Origin of the sequence: Amycolatopsis jejuensis (genome assembly GCF_000717335.1) — a bacterium.
Lineage (GTDB): Bacteria > Actinomycetota > Actinomycetes > Mycobacteriales > Pseudonocardiaceae > Amycolatopsis > Amycolatopsis jejuensis.
In genome coordinates, this window is the sequence record NZ_JNYZ01000046.1 from 36334 (window position 1) to 56756 (window position 20423).

Consider the following 20423-nt stretch of genomic DNA (forward strand, 5'->3'; position numbering starts at 1 on the left):
CTGGTTCTACCCGCCGGTGCGCGCGGGGTCACACCGAACGGAGCAACGTTGCCATTCTCCTGGGCAGACGATACCGTTCTTGAACTAGAACAGGTTACAGTTTTGGCGCGAGCGGACCGAGGAGCGGACATGGCGCGCAGGGCCAGCGAAGCCGACTACGTGGTCGTCGGGTCGGGCAGCTCGGGAGCCGCGATCGCGGCACGGCTCGCGGAGTCCGGGGCCAGCGTGATCGTGCTCGAGGCGGGTAAGAGTGACGATCGGCTGCTGCTTCGCAAACCGGGGATGGTCGCGCCGTTGCACGCGGTGCCCCAGCTGAAGAAGACGGTCGACTGGGGCTACTCCTCCGTGCCGCAGAAACACGTTCTCGATCGGCGGATACCGGTGCCGCGCGGCAAGGTGCTCGGCGGGTCGAGCTCGGTGAACGGGATGGTGTACGTCCGCGGCAACCGCGCGAACTTCGACTCCTGGGCGGCCGAGGGCAATATCGGCTGGGATGCCGACGGCGTGAACGCTGCGTACAAGCGGATGGAAGACTTCGAGGACGGCGAGACCGCGTTCCGCGGCGCGGGCGGCCCGATCCGGGTCACCCGGGCCAAGGTTCCGCAGGCAGGGACGCTGCAGTTCCTCGACGCGACCGCGGACGCGATGGGGTGCAAGATCCTCGACGACTACAACGCGGAGTCGCAGGAAGGCGTCAGCCGGATGCAGCAGAACGCTGCCGACGGCCTGCGTTACAGCGCCTCCCGCGGGTACCTCCGTGACCTCGCTCCCCCGGCCCTCGAGGTGCAATCCCGGGTACGGGTGCGGAAAGTCGTGGTCTCGAACGGCCGCGCGACCGGGGTCGAGGTGACGGACGCGGACGGCACGCGGCGGATCGTCCGGGCGGGCAAGGAGGTCATTCTCTCCGCCGGGTTCGTCGGGTCGCCGCAGCTGCTGATGCTGTCCGGGATCGGACCGGCCGGACACCTCCGCGAGCACGGCATCGAGGTGCTCGCGGATCTGCCGGTCGGCGACAACCTGCACGACCACATGTTCCACGCGCTCACGTTCCACGTGTCGTCGTGCACGAACCGGGGCACCGCGCCGTACTTCGCGCGCGGACTGGCCCGCGAACTGCTCCGGCCCGGGTCGACGTTCCTGGCGAACTCGGTGTTCGAAGCGGTCGCGTTCCTCCGGACGTCGCAGGCCGGCGCGGTCCCGGACCTGCAGCTGCACCTGCTGCCGTGGGCGTACGTGTCGCCGAACCAGGACGCGCCGATCCGGCATGCGGTCGACAAACGGCCTGCGCTCACCGTGCTCACCACGTTGATCTACCCGCGGAGCCGAGGCACGCTCCGGCTCGCGTCGGCCGACCCGGGTACCGCGCCGCTCATCGACTTCCAGTACCTCGCCGACCCCGCTGACCTCGAAGTACTCGGCGAAGGGTCGGAAATGGTGCGCGAGATCTTCGCCGCCCGGGCGTTCCGGGGCGCGGTGAAGGAGGAAATCCATCCCGGCGCGGGGCTGCGTGGCCAGGAGCTGCGGGACGCGATTCTCAACCGGGCGACTTCGGTGTACCACGGGGTCGGGACCTGCCGGATGGGCGTGGACGAGCGGGCGGTGGTCGGGCCGGACCTTCGGGTGCGCGGGATCGACGGGCTGCGGGTGTGCGACGCCTCGATCATGCCGTCGATCACCGGCGGCAACACCAATGCGCCCTGCATGATGATCGGTGAGAAGGGCGCGCAGCTGGTCCTTTCGGGAGTTTCGTCATGACCCTCAGCCCGGCGCGGCCGGTCCGTCCGGCTTCGGTGACCGACACGTTTCTGCAGCAGCTCGTCGCGCGGGTACCGGGTTCGCGTGGGTCGTGGCCGCTCACCGAGGTCTACACCGGTGACGTGCTGGTCGGCCTGCCGCAGTCGAGTCCCGCCGACATCTCTGCAGCATTCGAGGCCGCGCGGGCAGCGCAGGTTTCGTGGGCGGCGTTGCCGGTGCGGCAGCGGCTCGCCGTGTTCAAGCGGGCGCACGCGCTCTTCGTCGGCCGGGCGCGGACCGTCGCCGACCTGATCCAGGTCGAGAGCGGCAAGAACCGGCGGATGGCGATCGAGGAGACCTGCGACCCGCCGATGGTGATGAGCCACTACCTGCGGCGGGCGCCCCGGCTGCTGGCCCCGCGGCGACGGGGTGGACCGGTGCCGGTGGTGTCGTCGTCGACGGAAATCCGGGTCCCGAAAGGCGTCGTCGGGATCATTGCGCCGTGGAATTTCCCGTTCGCCACCGGTATTTCCGACGCCATTCCGGCATTGATGGCGGGTAATGCGGTGGTGCTGAAGCCGGACAACAAAACCGCGCTTTCGCCGCTTTACGGCGTGCAGTTGCTCGAAGAAGCCGGGTTGCCGCGCGGTCTTTTCCAGGTGGTGTGCGGCGAGGGTCCGGACGTCGGACCTGCGCTGATCGACGCGTCCGATTACGTCATGTTCACCGGGTCCACCGCCACCGGCAAGGTGATCGGCGAACGGGCGGGCCGCAATCTCATCGGCTGCTGTCTCGAACTGGGCGGGAAGAACCCGATGATCGTGTTGCCGGATGCCGATCTCACCGCGGCCGTTTCCGGGGCGATTTTCGGCGCTTTCGGCAATACCGGGCAGATCTGCATGCACATCGAGCGGATTTACCTGCCGGAATCGCGGTACGACGCCTTCAAGGACGCTTTCGTGGCCAAGGCGGCGGCGTTGGACGTCCGGGCCAGCTACGATTTCGGCCCGGAAATGGGGTCGCTCGTTTCGGTGGACCACCTGCGCCGGGTCCAGTCCCATGTGGACGATGCGGTCGCGCGGGGCGCCACTGTCCTTTGTGGTGGCCAGGCTCGGCCGGACCTCGGTCCGGCATTCTTCGAGCCGACCATTCTGGAAGGTGTCACGAAGGACATGCTGTGCGGGGTCACCGAAACCTTCGGTCCGGTGGTGGCTTTGCACCGGTACCGGACGGTGGACGAGGCCGTCGCGTTGGCGAATGACACTGACTACGGGCTGAATGCCTCGGTGTGGGGCCGCGACCTCCGTGCTGCTTCGGCGGTGGCGGCGCGGCTTGAGACGGGCAATGTCAACGTGAACGACAGTCTCGCCACCACGTACGCCGCGAAAGGTACCCCGTCCGGCGGCGTGAAGGCGTCCGGTGTCGGGGCGCGCCACGGTGACCAAGGGTTGCTCAAGTACACCGACGTGCAGAACCTGGCCGTGCTGAAGAAGCAGGTGATGAGTCCGCGGCTGGGGCAGGAGTACGGGAAGTACGTGGAAGGCATGCTGACCGGGCTGCGGCTGATGCGGCGGTTCCGGATTCGCTGACCTGCCCCCAATGTGGCATTGGGTGCATCCCACGCAACCAATGCCACATTCGGTGCATCCCACGCAACCAATGCCACATTCGGTGCATCCCACGCAACCAATGCCGCATTGGGGCGCTTGGGGAGTCGTCAGATGAACCGCCAGAGATGGTCCGGGGTGCCGTTGTCGTCCCACTGCGTGACTTGCGCACCGTCCGCAGTGGACTGCTGATCCACCGCCATCACCTTTCCACTATGGACATTGACCAGCTTCCACCAGCCACCACCGGCGTCCACGATGCGCCAGAGATGGTCGGGCGTGCCGTTGTCCTGGAACTGCTGGACATGCGCACCGTTGTCGACGCTCTGGTTGTGCACCGCAAGGACTTTGCCGCTGTGCCGGTTCATGATCCGGACAGCGCCGTCGCCGTTGTCCACGACTGTCCACACGTGATCGTCGGTGCCGTTGTCCTGCCATTGCGTGACGTCCGCGGTGTCGGACAACGACATCCCGTTCACCGCGAGGACTTTCCCGGATCTCTGGTTCTGAATCCGCCGCCACGACGTGGTCGACTGTGCCGGACGGGTGAGCAAGGCCAGATACCCACCGGCGACCGGACGGGCCATGAACCGCTGTTCCAGAGTGGCGTTGGAAACGTAGTACAGATCGGAGAACGCCACTCGCGCGTCGGTGACGTTGGCGAAACTGTAGACGCCTTCCACGAGCGTGTTCCGGATGTCGGCGTGGTCGGTGAGCCAGGCAGCGGTCCACAATTCCCAGTCGGCTTTGGTGTAATCGTGGCGGAGGTCCAGCGGAACGCCGTGCGCGCCTTTCCGGGCTTGGTACCAGGCGGCTTCGCGTTCCGCCGTGCCGACCGGTACGAGATCGAGCCCCAGTAGCCGGTCGGCGTACCCGTTGTACTTCAGGCTCCAGGTGCCGGGCTGGTCGTAAGCCATCCGCAGGTGTGAACCGTCGTCGGCGAGGGTGGTCCACTGGCTGATGTAGGAACGGGAAATCGAACGGTACCGCTGGGCGTCGCCGGAATTGCCGGTCGCGTCGGCGAGCACTGCCATGGCGCCGACGCCGATGATGCCTTTCAGCGCGAGGTTGGCACTGTGCGCGATCCAGCCGGTGAAATCGTCGGTCTGGTTCTGGTTGCCCGGGTCGAGGGTATTGCCGACCAGGTATTCGGCCCATTGCCGCAGAATCCGGTAGTGGGTGTTCGCGAAAGCGCGCCCGGCCGCGGGATCGAGCCGCTGCACCACAGCGGCGGACATGATCAGCATGTTCGCCGATTCCTCCACCGGCATGCTTTCCTCGTTGCCGTCGTTGTGCCCGTTGGCATTCGGGTACGACGCGCCGATGTCGTGCTCGGAGAACGTCATCGGCCAGCCGCCGTGTTCGGCGTAATCGAGCGCCGGTTCCAGCAGCAACCGCACGAATTCCGGGGAGAAATGCAGGTATCCGGGCAAAGCCGGGTAAATGACGTCCACTGTGGACACGTTGCCGCTGGACGAGATCTCCTTGAGGAACGCCCACGGCGACCCATTGCGGTCGACGAGCTCGGTGCCGCCGAACGCCTGCCGGAGCGCAAGTGCGCAAATGGCGGCGTAATGGTCGCCGCCCGCGGCTTTCGCCTCACTGTCGATCCGCTGGTCCAGCGCGATTCCCGCGGCGAGCGCGGCCCGGTAATCGGCGTGGAACCAGGCGACCATGTCCTGCCACGACGGCCAATAGTGCTTCCACCACGGTGGCAATTGCGCGCCGAGGTAACTGACCGCGGGCGTCCGGACGTGCCCGATCGCCACTACCCACTGCACCGTGGACGACCCGGCCGCAACCGTGCCGAAGTTCTTGGCGAACGCCAGCACCGGCCAGCGGTCCCCGATGGCGCGCGGCTGGTCCGGATCGCTGGTGCCCGTCAGCGGTGAACCGTTCGCCGAAGCCGCGCGGACGACCGTGTCCTGGCCGATCTGCCACGTGACACCCGCACTCGGCGTCGCGACCACGAGCGACCCCCAGCGCGGCTGGTCCTGCCCGTCCTCGGCCAGCGCAGCGGGCGAGGCAGTCTGGACACTGAGCGACGTGATCCCCGCGGATTCCTGCCGCTGCCAGCGGACCGGGGTGTTGCTGTCCCACTGCAACCATTCCGCGGAGGTGTCGAAATGCACGGACACGGCGTGCGCGCGCCCGTCCGTGGCGGCAGCCTCGATGGCGACGTACCCGAACGGCACGGACTGGCGTTGCAGATTCCCCGGGTCGACGGGCGAGAAGAACGTGACAGTGAGCCGGACGCCGCCGCCGGAAAGCCGGTAGATCGACCGGGTTGCGGTGACCTCCAGCGAGTCCTGGTTCATCGAGGCCAGCCCCAGCGACGGCGATCCGGCGAACACGTAGGAGGTGCCGTCCACCCGTGCGATCCCGCAGAGTGCGGTGATGTGCCCGTTCCAGAAGGTGGACCAGGTGCCCGGCAACGCGTCCGCCGCCTGCCAGGTCGAGAGATAGGGCGACCGTACGACGAGCGGGGTCGCGGGCGGGCGCAGCGGGCTGAGCACGCCCGCGGCAGACGGCCCGGCACCCGCGCTGCCCTGGGCTGCCGCCGCAGTGGACTGGACCAGTTCGGGGACGACCAGGGCCGCCGCCACCGCGGCAGCCCCCGTCCCGGCCCAGCGCAGGGCATCCCGGCGGCTGAACGGGCTGACGCGGCGAGGTTCCGTGAATGACATCGGCAGCTTCTTTCGGCAGGCGACCGGACACGGGGAAAGACAAACGGGAGCGGACCCAGTGTGGCACCGCGATACAACGTTGTAAATCCACGGAAACGTGTCCGCTGAAGACAAAAATGTCCCGGGCCGATGACAGGGGTTGTCCGGTTTCGGACAGCCGCGCGACATCACGCGCCGCGCCCGCGGGATGGATCACCTGCCCTCGAGTGCACCCTTCCCGGCCGGTGGAATTCGCTCACCCCACCAGGCTCGCCGCCAACCAAAGCGCGCATGCGTGCGGCCTGCGGGATGAGCCAGCGCCGGTCCGCGCCGCCATCCCCTCACCCCCGCGCGCCGCTCCACCGCGGGTAAAAGTCCGTGAAGGGAACCATCACGGAATCAGATTCCCTCATGGTTCCCTTCACGGACTTACATTCCCTCAAGGTTCCCTTCACGGACTTGGAGTCCGTGAAGGTGGCCTTCACGGACTCCGGCCCAGCGGCAGCGGCACCGGCACCGGCAGCGGCACCGGCACCGGCACCGGCATCGGCAGCGGCAGCGGCAGCGGCACCGGCACCGGCACCGGTAAAGATCACCTTCCCGCGGCGTACCCCTGCATTCCGCGCGGATTGGCCGCGGCCGAAAGAATCCCGGTCTCCGGGTCCTTCGCCACCGCGCACAGCCGTCCTTCCGACCACGGGTCGGCCACCGTCACGACGTGGCCGCGGCTTTCCAGTGCCGCAATGACATCCGCACCGATCCGCGATTCCACCGTGACACTGCCGGGCATCATCGCGCGCGGGAAGAACGAGCCGGGGAAACTGTCCGTGTGCCAGTTCGGTGCGTCGATCGCGCCCTGCAGATCGAGTCCGCCACGGACCTTTTCCCGCAATGCCGTCGCCAGGAAGAAATGCACATTCCACTGATCCTGCTGATCGCCGCCAGGAGTGCCGAATGCCATGACCGGCACGCCATTCTGCAATGCGAGAGATGGCGTGAGCGTCGTTCGCGGGCGCTTCCCCGGAGCGAGCGAATTGGGCAGCCCCGGGTCGAGCCACATCATCTGCAACCGGGTGCCGAGCGGGAAACCCAGCTCCGGCACGATCGGGTTCGACTGCAGCCAGCCGCCGCTCGGGGTCGCCGCGATCATGTTGCCCCAGCGGTCGACCACGTCGAGGTGGCACGTGTCGCCGCGAGTCGCGCCGTCCTTGGCGACAGTCGGCTCCCCCGCGCCGGCCGCGGTGGCCGTGACCCCGCCGTCGGCGACGTACTGCGCGTGACGGCTCAGCTTCGGCTCCCGGCCTTCGGGGCTACCCGGCCGCAGCTCGGCCGACGCCCGATCGCCGATCAGCTTGCGGCGGATTTCGTTGTAGTCCGGGGAAAGCAGCGCTTCGACGGACATGTCGGTGCTGTCGCCGTACCACGCTTCGCGGTCGGCCATCGCGAGTTTCGTGCCCTCGATGAGGGTGTGGTAGTAGTCCGGCGTGGCGTAGTCGAGCCGGTCCGGCAGGAGCGCCAGCTGCTGCAGGAACACCGGACCTTGGCTCCACAGCCCGGGTTTCGCGACGGTCCAGCCGTTCCAGGTGAACGTGACCGGGTCCTCGTAGGTCGCGCGGAACGAAGCGAGGTCGTCGCCGGTCAAGGTGCCGGCATGCCGTTCGCCGGACGTGTCCATGGTCGGCTTCGCGGCGAACGCGGCGATTGCCTCGGCGACGAATCCCTCGCGCCACGCCCTCCGCGCGGCTTCGATCTGCGCCTCGCGGCTGCTTCCGGCCGCTTCAGCCTCGGCGATGAGGCGACGCCAGGTGTCGGCGAGCGCGGGGTTTTTCAGCAGCCCACCCGGAGTCGGCGCGGGCAGGTACACCTCGGCCGACGTGGTCCATTCGGTCTCGAACAGCTCCCGCACGGTCTCCACCGCAGCGCCGACGCGTTCCACCACCGGATGCCCGTCGGCGGCGTAGTGGATGGCGTACTTGAGGACGTCACGCAGGGATTTCGTGCCGTGGTCGTGCAGCAGGAGCAGCCACGCGTCGACCGCGCCGGGCACTGCGGCGGCGAGCGGGCCGGTACCGGGCACGAGGTCGAGGCCGAGTGAGGTGTAGTGCTCGATGGTGGCCCCGGCCGGCGCGGGCCCCTGCCCGCACAGCACCTTCGGCGCACCGCCCGCCGGGGCGATGATCATCGGCACTTCTCCGGCGGGACCGTTGAGGTGCGGCTCGACGACGTGCAGCACGAAAGCGGCGGCAACCGCGGCGTCGTAGGCGTTGCCGTCGTCCTCGAGAACCGCCATGGCGGCCGCCGAAGCGAGCCAGTGGGTGGACGACACCATGCCGAAGGTGCCCTGCAACGTCGGGCGCGTCTGAACCATACGTGCATCGTCGCTCCTGAAGCGGGTGTACGTCCAAGACATCTATAGCACCGGTCAGATAGCGTATGGCTATGGAACGTCGTCAGCTCGAGTACTTCGTCGCGATCGCGGAGCACGGCGGCTTCACCCACGCGGCGCGGGCGCTGCGGGTCGCGCAGCCGTCGTTGTCGAGGTCGATTGCGAAACTGGAGCACGAGCTGGGGGTCGAGCTCTTCCACCGGGTCGGGCGGAACGCGGTGCTGTCGAACGCGGGCGAATTGCTGGCCGAACGCGCCCGGCTGGTCCTGCGCGACCTCGACGCCCTGCGCGCGGCGGCCCGGATGGCAGGCGTCGGACCGGCCGGGCGGATCGACGTGGCGGCGACGTCGTCGTCCGCGCTGGAGCCGGTGATCAGCATCATCGCGGAAATGCGGACGCGCTATCCCGGGGTGCTGGTGAGTACGTCGTCGGCGCTGTCGGCGGCCGAGGTGGTCGCGATGGTGCTGCAGGGCCGCTGCGAGGCCGGGGTGTGCGGGAGCGCGGACCGGCCGGTCGGCCCGGGCCTGGTGGCGCACCACCTGCGGGACGAGGAGCTGCTGCTGGTAGCGCCCCCGGGCACCGCGGTCGGCCACGACGGGGTGGTTTCCCGCGCGGACCTGCGCGGGATGGAATTCGTGGTCACCACTCCGGCGACGGCAGTCCGCGGCCTGTTCGACCGCTTCGCGGCAACCGTGCCGGACCTGACGATCGCCGCCGAGGTCGGCGACCGCAGCGTGGTCCTGCCGATGGTCCTTCGCGGCATCGGAGCGAGCCTGATGCCGGACGGCTGGGCGGACCTGGCCCGCCGAGCCGGGGCGGAGGTACTGCGGTTTTCGCCGCCGGAGAGGTTGCCGCAGTGGCTGGTCCACCGGACGGGTGCGGTGACGGCGGCTACGCAGGCATTTGTGGACATCACCTTGGCGACCCGGTGATCCGTCAAGGCGTGGCGGGCCGGTCTGTTGCGGGGTGAGAGTGCGGCGGGGCCACCACGTCGTTGACCAGCGCGCCGATCCCCTCGATCGTCGTGGTGAGCCGCTGCCCGGCCCGCAGGTAGACCTGGGGTGACCGGCCCATCCCGACGCCGTCCGGGGTGCCGGTCGCGATCAGGTCGCCGGGCCGCAGGGTCACGAATGCCGACAGGTACGCCAGGATCGCCGGGATGTCGAAGATGAAGTCTCCGAGCACGTCGCGCTGCACCTCGACGCCGTCCACCTCGCAGCTGATCCGCAGCCCGCGGCAGGCCTCCGGCAGCTCGCCGGGCGTGACGAGCAGCGGGCCGACCGGCGTCGACGCCTCGAAAGTCTTGCCCTGCAACCATTGTGTGGTCCGCCGCTGCCAGTCGCGCATCGAGATGTCGTTGAGCACGGTGTACCCGGCGATGTGGTCCAGCGCGTCCGCAGGATCGATTCTCCGCGCGGTCCTCCCGACCACGATCGCGAGCTCGGCCTCCCAGTCGACCGCGTCGGACTCGGGAGGCAGCACGATCGGGTCGCGGGGACCGATCAGCGCGTCGGCGTACTTGCCGAAAACCGTGGGGTACTGCGGAAATTCGCGTCCCGTCTCGCGGACGTGCCGGGCGTAGTTGAGCCCGATGCAGAGGATCTTGCGCGGCGCAGGCACCACGGGCGCGAGGTCGGCGTCGGCGGCCGGAACCGTGTCACCGGTCGGTTCGCCGGAAGCCCCGCGCAGCAAGGCCCCCACGTCGGGCGCCTCCAGCAGAACCCATTCGGCACCGTGCAACCGCGCCGCGCGAGTGCCTTCCGCAACGCGGACGGTGGCGTATCTCATCGGTCATCCCTCCGGGGGCCGGGGGACGCCGAACGTCCCTTCGAGAGTGCGGGCGACGGCGAGTACGACGTCGTCCCGGTACGGCTGGGCCACCACGTGCACGCCCACCGACAGCCCGTCCGGGCCTGCGCCCGCCGGAACGCTCAGCGCGGGGCACCACGGGACCCAGTTGAACAGCGACGTGAGGTCCAGCCCGTGTTTGCGGCCGTCGGGCGTGCGGCCGTGGTACCGCGCGTCGTCCTCGGACACCGGTACCGCGGTGCGGCTCATCGTCGGCGACAGCAGGACGTCGGCCGACGTCCAGAATTCCGCCATGCGCTGCCATTGCCGGGTCCGCAGCCGCTCGTCCGCCTTGAGGTCGACAGCGGAGTACCGCCGGGCTTTCGCGACGATCGCCCGCAGCCGGGGATCGACGCCGTCGCCCGCCCGGTCCAGCTCCGGGCCGTACAACCCGGCCAGGTGGACGTGCCAATGCCGGACCCAGGCGCCGGCCATTTCCCGGGTCCACTGCGGTTCGCCCCGGGTCACCACCGCGCCTGCCGCCGCGAGCACCGCCGCGGCGGCCTCCAGCCGCTCGGCGACGTACGGTTCGACGGCGAAGAAACCCAGGTCGGGCGAGACGGCAATGCGCAGTCCCGCAACGGATTCCGGTTCCAGCGAGGCCTCCGGGACGCCGAGCGACAGCGGGTCCAGCGGGTCCGGCCCGCTCACCACCGCAAGACCACGGGCCAGGTCCGAAGTGGACCGCGCGAGCAGACCGTGGTGCGCGATGTCGTCCACGACCGACGGCTGGTCGTCGTTCGGGATCCGCCCGGACGACGGTTTCAGGCCGAGAATCCCGGTGAATGCGGCGGGAATCCGGACCGAACCGCCCATGTCGGTGCCCTCGGCCAGCGTCACGCAGCCGGTCGCCACGGCCACCGCGGACCCGCCGGACGACCCGCCGGGCGTGCGCGCGGGGTCCCACGGGTTGCGTGTGATGCCGGTGAGCGGGCTGTCGCAGAAGCTGGAGTACGCGATCTCCGACAGCGTGGTCTTGCCGACGATCACCGCGCCCGCCCGGCGAAGCCGCCGGACCACCACCGCATCGCGATCGGCCACCACATCGGCATACGCGCGGCTCCCGGACCGCATTCCCAGGCCCGCGACGGGGGTGGAGTCCTTGATCGCGACGGGAACCCCGGCCAGCGGACCCGGATCCGCACGCCGGTCGACCTCGGCCGCGGCTTCGAGCGCGTAAGCCTCGGCGATCTCGGCGAAGCAGTTCAGCCGCGCCTGGACATCCCGGGCGCGGGCGAGGGCTTGCGTCGCGATCGAGACCGCCGTCCGCCTTCCGGATCGGACGGCGGCGGCCAGATCCGCGGCTGACTCCCAGAGCGCTGTCATCTGCATAATCGTTTCTGCTATGGCGTCGACAGTCAAGACCCGGGTCCCGTAGGCTCGGGTCGTGACTCGAGTTACCCGTCCCGGCATCAAAGATGTCGCCGCTGCCGCCGGCGTATCGCCGACCACCGTGTCCGACGCGCTCAGCGGCAAAGGCCGGCTGCCGGAGGAAACGCGGATCCGCATCCGCGAGATCGCCGACCGGCTGGGCTACCGGCCGAACTCGCTCGCGCGAAGCCTGCGCAGCCGGCGGGTGGGCCTCCTCGGGTTCGTCCTGGTGCCCGCCGCGGCGGCGAGTGTGTCCACGGTGCCGTACTGGGTGCAGCTCATGACGAAGGCCGCGGAGTTCGCGCTGGACCGGGATTACGCGTTGGTGATGCTCCCGCCCGACCCGGAAGCCCTGTCCCCGCTGCGGTTCCCGGTCGACGGCGTGATCGTGGTCGACCCGCTGCGCGACGACCAGGTGCTCGCCACCCTGCGCAGGCAGCGGATCCCGCTGCTCACCGTGGGCCGCGACCTCGCGGGCGGCCCGGAGCCGTGGATCGACGACGACCAGGCGAACGGCACGCTCGAGCTGCTGCAGACAGTAGCCGCGCCGAAGGACAAGGTCGCGCTGGTGGTGATCCCGGCGCAAAAATCGTATCTGCAGGACATGATGTCGGGGGTCAGCTCGTGGGACGGCCATGCCCCGGGACACCCGATCATCCACACCGTCGCGTCGGTGGAGGGCGAGGAGATCGACCCGGTGGTGGAACGCCTCATGCGGCACGACCCGCCGGACCTGATCCTGGGCGCGAACGAGCGCATCACCCTGTCGCTGCACCGCGCGCTGAAGACGGCGGGGTACCGCCTGCCCGAGGACATCCGGCTGGCGAGCCTGGTCGAATCGCCCGAGCTGGAACGGGTGAACCCGCCGGTCACCGCGGTGGTGCAGCATCCGGCGGCTTCGGCGGAAATGGCGGTGGCCGCGCTGATCGACCTGATCGCCGGGCGTACCCCACAGTCCTCCACGCTGATCCCGATGAACCTGGCGATCCGCGCGTCGGCGCCGGAAGTGGCCGGCTGACCGGGCCCATCAGGACCACGGCCTCGACGGCGCCGGCGACGTCAGCACCTCGAGCCGGTCCTCGCGTACCACCACCACGTGTTCGAAGCCCGCCCCCTCGCCCGGTTCCCCGCCGAGGAAACATTCCACCGCCAGCACCATCCCCGGCGCGATCGGCATGTGTTCCAGCCGCGTCATGAACGGCGCTTCGCACTCCAGCCCGAGGCTGTGCCCCACGAACGGGACCATCGCGGCGAAGTTCGAACCCCCGCCACCGTCCCGGCGGGCGAGCCACGACGACGCCCGGTCCTGCAGAGCCGACATGCGCACCCCGGGCTCCACGATCTCCGTGACGTGCTCCACGAGGTCGACGGCATCCCCGAGGGTCCGAGCCTGCGACGCCGTCGGCGTGGCACCGACGACTGTCGAGCGCGTGAGGTCGCAGAAGTAGCCGTGCGCGATGGGTCCCCACACGTCGGCGTGGAACAGGTCGCCCGGCTCCAGCCTGCGTTGCGCGTCCCACGTCGGCAAGGCCTGGCGGTTGCGGTAGCGGTGCGAGTCCGGGCCGGACGACACCGCCACGTCGTACGCCCAGCCGCCGACACTCGACAGGTACCGCAGCCCCTCCCCCACAGCCTCGCCCTCGGTCGCGCCGGGGACCGCGGCGGCGAGCGTCCGCATCACCCATTCGCAGCCGATCCGGCTCGCCTCGCGCAACAGGGCGATTTCGTGCTCGGACTTCACCAGCCGCAGGCCGACCAGGATCTCGTCCGCCGGGACCAGCTCGGTCGCGCCGAGCCCGTCGGCAAGCCGCCGGTAATGGGTGTGCAGCAGGCCGCTCATGCCGATCAGCGCGATCCGCTTGCCGGTCAAGCCCGCATCCCGCGCCACCGTCGCGAGATCCCGGTCGACGGACGTCGAAAGCAGCACTTCGTCCGCCGCGAGGGCGGCCGGGTCGGCGTCGTAGGAATCGGTGACCAGCGTCGTCGGCCGGTCGAGCGGGACGACCAGACCGGCGTGCCCGCGCGCGGAATGCGCCTCGCTGTCCAGGATGTGGCTCACCGCGCTGAGGTGCCCGGTGAGATACAGCAGGTCGGCACACCCGTCGACGTTGGTCGAGCCGCGGCCCCACACCAGCGCCCCGTCGTACCCTTCGCGGGCGAGCACCGCACGCAGCCGCTCCTGCCGGTCGACGTACTCCTCCCGGGCAATAGGTGCTGCTTCGGTGTCCACTGTGGTCACTGCTCGCCCCGATCTCTGCCGGTGGAATAAGGAAGTTCCTGGATTTCCCGCCAGACATCGGCGGGCAGACGGACGTAGTCCCCAGCCGCGGCGCGGTTACGGGATTCGGGATCGCCGGGCGCGAGGACGGTGTCGAATCCGTCCGCCGGAGGGACGGCGTGTACCGCCTCGCGTAGCTCGGATGCCCTGGTACGAACCGTTTCTGCACTGCCGAACGCGGCCGCCGACACCACGAAGAGGAACAGCCCGGCGCCACGGAAGCTGGGTCCGCCGGGGCCGTCGTCGCGGTGGTCGCCGGCTCCGGTCAGGATGCCGCCGAGCAACTCGGCCATCGTGGCGAGCGCAAACCCTTTGTGGGCGCCGAAAGTCCGCAGTGCACCGCCTCGCTCGAGCGCCGCGGGGTCGTCGGTCGGACGTCCGTCGGGCTCGACCAGTCCGGGCACCGCAAGCCGGGTACCCGCATTCTTCGCGACCATCACCTTGCCCAGCGGCACTTCGGTGGTCGCGAAATCCATGACGACCGGCGGCCCGGTGGTCGGGAACGCGGCGGCAATCGGGCTTGGGCCGAGCAACGGCCTGCTGCCCCCGAACGGAACCGCCACCCCCGGCCCGCGCATCCCACCGATCGTCGCGATCGCGACACACCCGGATGCGGCCGCAAGTTCGACGTACGCCCCGAGCCGCCCGACGTGCGTACACCGGATCACCGACGCCGCACTCGTCCCGCGGTCCAATGCCCGCTCGACCGCCAATTCCGTGGCCAGATACGCCGCCGCGTGACTGAATCCCCAGTCCGCGGAGACGGTGACCACGTCGCCCTCGGAAACGCGCCGCGGGACTGCCGACGGACACACGACGCCGTCCCGCACATACCGCGAGTACCACGGCAACCGCGCCAGCCCGTGCGACGCGTGCCCGACCTGGTCCGCCTCGACCAGATGTGCGGCGACCTTCTCCGCCACCGCGTGCGGAGCGCCGAGCGCCACGAGAATTCCGGTCGCGCGCTGCTGTGCTTCCCCAGCGCCGACCTCGATCAGTTCTGTCATCAGCCTTCCTTGCCCAGCAAGAGGAGTGCCCGCCGCCGCTGCACGGCGAGGGCCACGACGACCCCGGCGACCACGAGGGTGATCTCGACGGCCGCAATGGCCGCGACGCTCGGGTCGACCCGGTCGGTCATGCTCCGGAAGATTTCCACCGGCAGCGTGCGCAGCTGCGCACTCGACAGGTACAGCCCGACCACGACCTCGTCGAACGCCGACAGGAACGCGATCGCCGCCCCGCCCAGCACCGCCGGGCGGATGAGCGGGAGCGTGACGTGCCGGAACGTCGTGAACGGGCCCGCACCCAGGCTCGCGGACGCCTTCTCCAGGTTCCGGTCGAACGTTTCGAGCGCGGCCGTCACCGGGATCACCACGAACGGCAGCGCGAGCCCGGTGTACGCCAGGATGAACCCCAGATACGTGCCCACGAGATGCCAGCGCAGGAACAACAGGTACACGCCGAGCGCCACGATCACCACCGGGATGATCTGCGGCGCGAGCACCAGCACCCGCAGCGAACGCAGGATCCGCGACCGCGAACGGACGAGCGCGAACGACGCCGCGGTGCCCAGCACTGCCGCCAGCACGGCCGTCGACGCGCCGATCACCAGCGAATTCCCTGCTGCGGCAAGCCATTTCGGGTCGGCCAGCGCGCGGTACCAGTCGAGCGACCACGACCGCGGCGGGAACACGAACGACTGCTGCCCGGTGAAGCTCAGCCCCACCACCACCGCGAGCGGGACCACGAGCCACGCCGCGATCACGATGACCAGCACGGTGCGCAAGACCTTCGAACGCGCCGTGGTGCCGTCTGCGAGAACTGTGCTCATGACGTCTCGTACCCCCTGCTCCGGCTCGTGGCCACGCGGACGATCCCGACCACGAGCAGCGTGATGACAAGCAGGATCACCGCGATCGCACCCGCCCGGCCGAACGCGGCGACGCGGTCGAACTGCAGGATCATCAGCTGCGACACCATGGCCTGCTGCGGCGAGCCCAGCAGCGCCGGGGTGATGAAGAAACCGAGGCCCAGCACGAAAACCAGCACCGATCCGGCGAAGACGCCCGGTACCGACAGCGGCACGTAGACCTGCCAGAACGCCTTGAACGGGGACGCGCCGAGGCTTTCCGCCGCCAGCACCAGCCGCCGGTCGATGCCGCGGAGCACCGTGTACAGCGGCAGCACCATGTACGGGAACAGCACGTGCGTCATGCCGATCACCACCGCCGTGGTACTGCCGAGGAACGACTGCCGCGGGAGCCCGAGGAACCCGAGCACCTCGTTGATCAGCCCGTTCTTCTGCAGCAGGACGATCCAGGCGAAGTTGCGCAGCAGGATTCCGGCGAACATCGAGATCAGCACGGCCGCGGTCAGCAGCGTGCGGACGGTCGGCGACACCAGCGTCATCGTGTACGCGAAGGGGAACGCCAGCAGCAGCGCCACCGCCGTGCAGAGGAGCGCGGTGGTCAGCGTGCGGACGAGGATCGTGACGTTCGCGTCGGTCTCGAAGAACCAGATGAAGTTGTCCAGGCCACCGAGCTGCGGCGGCCGGAACTGGGTGAACGACCGGAGCAGCATCGTCACCGTCGGGTAGACGAAGAAGACGAGCAGCAGCGCGAGCAGCGGGACCATCAGCGGCCAGAACCGCCGCCGTCCGCGCAGCCGTCCCGCTTTGCGTGGCCCGGGCGGCGCGTTCACCGGGTCCGCCGTGCCCGGTTCATCGTGGATCACAGTGGTCACGTCGCATCATCCCGAAACGAAGCCGGTCCACGCCGTGGTCACGGCGTCCTGGTTTTGTGCCCACCACTTCTGGTCCTGGTACCGCAGCGAGCCGGAATGCGCCGGATTGTCCGGGAAGAACGGCTCGACCTCGGCGGCCAGCTTCGGCGGGGTACCCGAGGTGAGCACGCCGTACGGGAGCACTTTGGACAGTGCCGCCTGCGTGTCCGGCTTGGCGAGGTAGCCGAGGAAAGTCTTGCCCAGCGCGGCGTTCGGCGCTCCCTTGACCAGGAGTGCGTTGTCGTACAACGTGATTGCGTCGGTCCAGGCGACCTTCACCGCCGGGTTGAGCTTGGCGGCGTCGTAAGCACGGCCGTTCGGCAGCAGGGCCAGGTCCAGGTTGCCGGACACGAGACCGTCCTGCAGTTCGGCGTACGAGCTCTTGAAGACCAGGTCTCCCTTGATGCTGCCGAGCTTCGCGATGGCCTTCCGGTAGTCGAGGGGGTACAGCGCATCCGGTGCGACCCCGTCGCCGAGCAGAGCTGCCTCGAGGACGCCGTCGACCGGCTTGTCGCTCACGCCGCGTTTGCCCGGGAAATCCTTGGCGTTGACCAGATCCCCGACCGACACCGGCGGTTTCGGGTACTTGTTCGAGTTGTACGCGAGCACGAACGAGAACTTGACGACCGGCACGCCGCATTCGTTGGTGACGAACTTCGGCTCGATCGCGCTGCGGTCGACGTCGGGGATCTTCTCGTACAGGGTCCCGCATCCGGAATCGGCCTGGAACTGCGCGTCCTCCACCACGTCCCACTGCACACTGCCGCTCTGGACCTGCGTCTGGAGCGCGGCGACCCCGCTGTTCGCGGTCTGGTTCACGGTGACGCCGTGCGCGGCGCCGAACGGGGTGAACCATGCTTTCGCCTGGCTGTCCTGCAGGGCGCCACCGAATCCGGCGAAGGTGAACGACTTACCACCGGAGTCCGCGGCACCGCCGGACCCGCCGCACGCGGAGGTCACCAGCATGACCGTCGTGGCAGCGGCCGCCACGCCCATCCACCGTGGGTTCATGTCTACTCCTCAGTCTGCAGAATCGTTTTTTCAAGCGGCGAAAGCACGGGCCACGCCGAGGTGGCTGTGCGGCGGTACGACGAGGGCGTCCTGTTCGTCGAAGGTGAGGTCCACGGTGGATCCGGCGGCGGGCACGTCCGCCGTCCCGGCGGCGAGGGCCACGCTCCAGGTGACACCGGCGTCCAGGTCGACCACCAGCTTGCTGCTCGCCCCCAGGTACACGACGTCCCGGACGCGGCCGCTCAGCACGTTCGCGCCACGCGGACGTCCGGCGGGGACGAGACGGGTGCGCTCCGGCCGCACGACGAGGGTCGCCGCGGAGCCGTCGGATACGTCCGACGTCCGTCCGCAGAGGACGGCCGCGCTAGTCGAGACCGTGGTACCGCCGCCCTGGTGCCGGGCGGTGCCGTCGGCGAGGTTGGACTGCCCGAGGAAGCTCGCGACGAACCTCGACGACGGGCGTTCGTACAGGTCCGTCGCGCTGCCGAGCTGCTCGATCCGGCCCCCGTGGAACACCGCGATGCGGTCGGACATGACCAGGGCTTCCTCCTGGTCATGGGTGACGTACAGCATCGTGATGCCCAGGTCGCGGTGCAGTTGCTTGAAACCGAGCTGGAGGGTTTCGCGGAGCTTCTTGTCGAGCGCGCCCAGCGGTTCGTCCATCAGCAGCAGCCGCGGCCGGAACACCGTGGCCCTGGCCACCGCAACGCGTTGCTGCTGACCACCGGACAGCTCGCGCGGCAGCCGGGTGGCGTACTGCGTGAGCTCTACCCGCTCCAGCGCCTCGCCGACCTCGCGGGCGACGTCGGCCTTCGGCATCTTCCGGCGGCGCAGCGGGTACGCGATGTTGTCGGCCACCGACAGGTGCGGAAACAGTGCGTAGTGCTGGAAAACCATGCCGATCCCGCGCCGGTGCGGCGGGAGCCGGGTGATCGGCGCGCCGTCCAGCCGGATCTCGCCGACGGTCGGCTCGGCGAACCCGGCGACCATGTTGAGGGTGGTGGTCTTGCCCGACCCGCTCGGGCCGAGCAGCGTGAGAAACTCGCCGGGCTGCACATGCAGGTCGAGTGCATCCACCGCGGGTGGCGCGGTGCCGAATCGTTTCGTCACACCGGCGAGCTCGACGCTCGCGCCTGAGGTTGTCATCGAGGGTCCCTTTCGGACAGTGGTCAGGACGCCTTCCGCACCACGGCAACCGCTTCGTTCAACGCAGCCACCGCGTGGTCGACGACCTCCTCGGTCATCGGGATGGAGAGCGCCGCGACGCCGTGCTTGGCGATGAGCACCCCGCGTTCGTAGGCGGCCCACCAGAGCCGCCGCTGGGATTCGACGACCGCGCCCGGGCCGGCGAGACCGAGCGGGAAGAGCCGGGTGAGCGATCCTTGTCCGCGCGGTTCCCAGCCGTGTTTCGCGAAAGTGCTGGTCAGGCCGCCGCGGAAGCGCTCGCCAAGCCTGCCGAGACGGGTGATTTCGCGTTCGTCGAGCAGATCCAGTACCGCGCTGCCGGCCGCCATGGTGACCGGGTTGGCGGAGAACGTGCCGCCGCCTTCGAGCCCTGACGGGCTGAAGACGTCGAGCGCCGACATCCAGCGCGCGGCCCCGACGACCGCGCCGACCGGCAGCCCGCCGCCGATCATCTTGCCCAGCGCGACCATTGCCGCAGGCACCCGGCGGGCAGCGGTCAGGCCACCGAGGCCGAGCCGGAAGCTGATCACCTCGTCGACGATCAGCGCCGCGTCGCCTTCCCAGGCGAGGCTGGCCGCCACCTGCACGAACTCGTCCGACGGCGGCGTCATCCCGACCCGGTTGGGCAGCAGGTCGAGCACGATCGCGGCGACCCCTTGCCGGGCGGCCTCGCGCAACGCTCCGACGTCGTCGAACGGGACGACCAGGGTGTCCGCCAGCGTGGCTTTCGGGACCCCGCGCTCGGCCCGCGGCCCGCCGGTGGGAAGCACCGCGTCGTTCCACCCGTGGTAGGACCCGCGGACGACCACGATCCGGTCCCGCCCGGTGACCGCCCGCGCGACGCGCACCGCGAGCATGGTGGCCTCGGTGCCCGAGTTGACGTACCGGACCTGGTCGAGACCGGGAAAGCGGGCGAGAAGCCGCTCGGCGTGGCCGATCTCGTACCGGTTGGACATCCCGAAGGAAAGCCCGCCGGCCGCGGCCTCGGTGACCGCGCTGAGCACGGCGGGATGCGCGTTGCCGGCGATGTTGGACGTGAAATTGCCATTGAGGTCGAGCACGCTGCGCCCGTCCTCGTCGACGATCCGGCACCCCTCGCCACGGGCGGCCATCGGCGCCCATGGCGCCACCGCCATCAGCCCGCGCCCGTACCCACCGGGCAGGAGGGAATACCCGGTGGGCCCGAGGAACTGCTCGGTGAGCGGCGGGTGCGCGGCCGGATCGATGCTCTCGCGGACAGTCATGGACCAACTCCAGATGCAGTGAAGAATCGTTACTGCAGATTAGGTGACGGCGGCCACTGGGGCAAGGGTGGAGCCGGAGAGGCCGGGGTCAGGCGGCGGAGCGGACACGAGGGCGGCGCGCGGGAGCGAGGCGGCGCGCAGGAGCGGGGCAGCGCGCGAGCGCGGGGCGAGGGCGGAGTGGGCGGGGGCGGTGCGAGGAGGGGCGATGCAGGGAGGGGAGGGGCACGGATGGCGACTGGATTGCGTGCGAGCGCGGAGCGGCTGCGGGGCTGTCTCTTATACACATCTGACGCTGCCGACGAGCGAACTAGT

Annotated in this window: 15 protein-coding genes; 4 read left to right on the forward strand and 11 right to left on the reverse strand. The window is 69.6% G+C overall.

What is annotated here, in order from left to right; genetic code table 11:
* Window positions 1–129 precede the first annotated feature (129 nt).
* On the forward strand, window positions 130–1755 hold the full coding sequence (locus OO71_RS41830) for a GMC family oxidoreductase (protein ID WP_033295624.1): 1626 nt from the start codon (window positions 130–132) through the stop codon (window positions 1753–1755).
* Window positions 1752–3323: a succinic semialdehyde dehydrogenase gene (locus OO71_RS41835; RefSeq protein ID WP_033295625.1), complete on the forward strand. Its 1572-nt coding sequence runs from the start codon at window positions 1752–1754 to the stop codon at window positions 3321–3323. The genes OO71_RS41830 and OO71_RS41835 overlap by 4 nt, the downstream gene beginning before the upstream one ends.
* A gap of 128 nt (window positions 3324–3451) precedes the next feature.
* On the opposite strand, the gene OO71_RS41840 is transcribed toward OO71_RS41835, so the two are convergent.
* Window positions 3452–6028 carry a glutaminase domain-containing protein gene (locus OO71_RS41840; protein ID WP_051792990.1) on the reverse strand — a complete coding sequence of 859 codons (2577 nt, stop codon included), beginning with the start codon at window positions 6026–6028 and terminating at the stop codon, window positions 3452–3454.
* Window positions 6029–6599: 571 nt separating this feature from the next.
* Window positions 6600–8375 carry a gamma-glutamyltransferase family protein gene (locus tag OO71_RS41845; RefSeq protein ID WP_033295626.1) on the reverse strand — a complete coding sequence of 592 codons (1776 nt, stop codon included), beginning with the start codon at window positions 8373–8375 and terminating at the stop codon, window positions 6600–6602.
* 71 nt (window positions 8376–8446) lie between these two features.
* Here OO71_RS41845 and OO71_RS41850 point away from each other — a divergent pair, with 71 nt between their 5' ends.
* Window positions 8447–9325 (forward strand): LysR family transcriptional regulator, encoded by an 879-nt coding sequence (locus OO71_RS41850; protein WP_033295627.1) that lies wholly within the window; start codon window positions 8447–8449, stop codon window positions 9323–9325.
* Between the two features lie 4 nt (window positions 9326–9329).
* Here OO71_RS41850 and OO71_RS41855 read toward each other — a convergent pair whose 3' ends face one another.
* Together OO71_RS41855 and OO71_RS41860 are read right to left on the reverse strand one after the other, a co-directional pair.
* Window positions 9330–10181, reverse strand: coding sequence for a fumarylacetoacetate hydrolase family protein (locus tag OO71_RS41855; protein WP_051792992.1), 852 nt, complete (start codon window positions 10179–10181; stop codon window positions 9330–9332).
* 3 nt (window positions 10182–10184) lie between these two features.
* Complete coding sequence (locus tag OO71_RS41860) at window positions 10185–11567, reverse strand: amidase (protein ID WP_051792994.1); 1383 nt, start codon at window positions 11565–11567, stop codon at window positions 10185–10187.
* A 61-nt stretch (window positions 11568–11628) separates the two neighbouring features.
* On the opposite strand from OO71_RS41860, the gene OO71_RS48030 reads away from it, so the two are divergent.
* Entirely contained in the window at window positions 11629–12630 is a 1002-nt protein-coding gene (locus OO71_RS48030; RefSeq protein WP_084145645.1) for a LacI family DNA-binding transcriptional regulator, read from the forward strand.
* Window positions 12631–12639: 9 nt separating this feature from the next.
* Here the strand turns inward: OO71_RS48030 and OO71_RS41870 are convergent, their stop codons facing one another.
* Genes OO71_RS41870 through OO71_RS41900 form a run of 7 tightly spaced genes read right to left on the reverse strand, consistent with a single transcriptional unit; the run spans window position 12640 to window position 20111 of the window.
* Window positions 12640–13842: a M24 family metallopeptidase gene (locus tag OO71_RS41870; RefSeq protein WP_156096823.1), complete on the reverse strand. Its 1203-nt coding sequence runs from the start codon at window positions 13840–13842 to the stop codon at window positions 12640–12642.
* Between the two features lie 5 nt (window positions 13843–13847).
* The gene (locus OO71_RS41875; protein ID WP_033295629.1) at window positions 13848–14897 is read right to left on the reverse strand and encodes an Ldh family oxidoreductase; all 1050 of its coding nucleotides are present in this window, start codon (window positions 14895–14897) and stop codon (window positions 13848–13850) included.
* Window positions 14897–15721, reverse strand: a complete 825-nt coding sequence (locus OO71_RS41880; protein ID WP_051792997.1) for an ABC transporter permease — start codon at window positions 15719–15721, stop codon at window positions 14897–14899. The genes OO71_RS41875 and OO71_RS41880 overlap by 1 nt, the downstream gene beginning before the upstream one ends.
* Window positions 15718–16632 carry an ABC transporter permease gene (locus OO71_RS41885; RefSeq protein WP_051792999.1) on the reverse strand — a complete coding sequence of 305 codons (915 nt, stop codon included), beginning with the start codon at window positions 16630–16632 and terminating at the stop codon, window positions 15718–15720. Before OO71_RS41885 ends, OO71_RS41880 begins: the two co-directional genes overlap by 4 nt.
* 6 nt (window positions 16633–16638) lie before the next feature.
* Entirely contained in the window at window positions 16639–17682 is a 1044-nt protein-coding gene (locus OO71_RS41890; RefSeq protein WP_051793001.1) for an extracellular solute-binding protein, read from the reverse strand.
* 30 nt (window positions 17683–17712) lie between these two features.
* Complete coding sequence (locus OO71_RS41895) at window positions 17713–18828, reverse strand: ABC transporter ATP-binding protein (RefSeq protein ID WP_051793003.1); 1116 nt, start codon at window positions 18826–18828, stop codon at window positions 17713–17715.
* A 23-nt stretch (window positions 18829–18851) separates the two neighbouring features.
* Entirely contained in the window at window positions 18852–20111 is a 1260-nt protein-coding gene (locus tag OO71_RS41900; protein WP_051793004.1) for an aspartate aminotransferase family protein, read from the reverse strand.
* Between the last annotated feature and the right edge of the window lie 312 nt (window positions 20112–20423).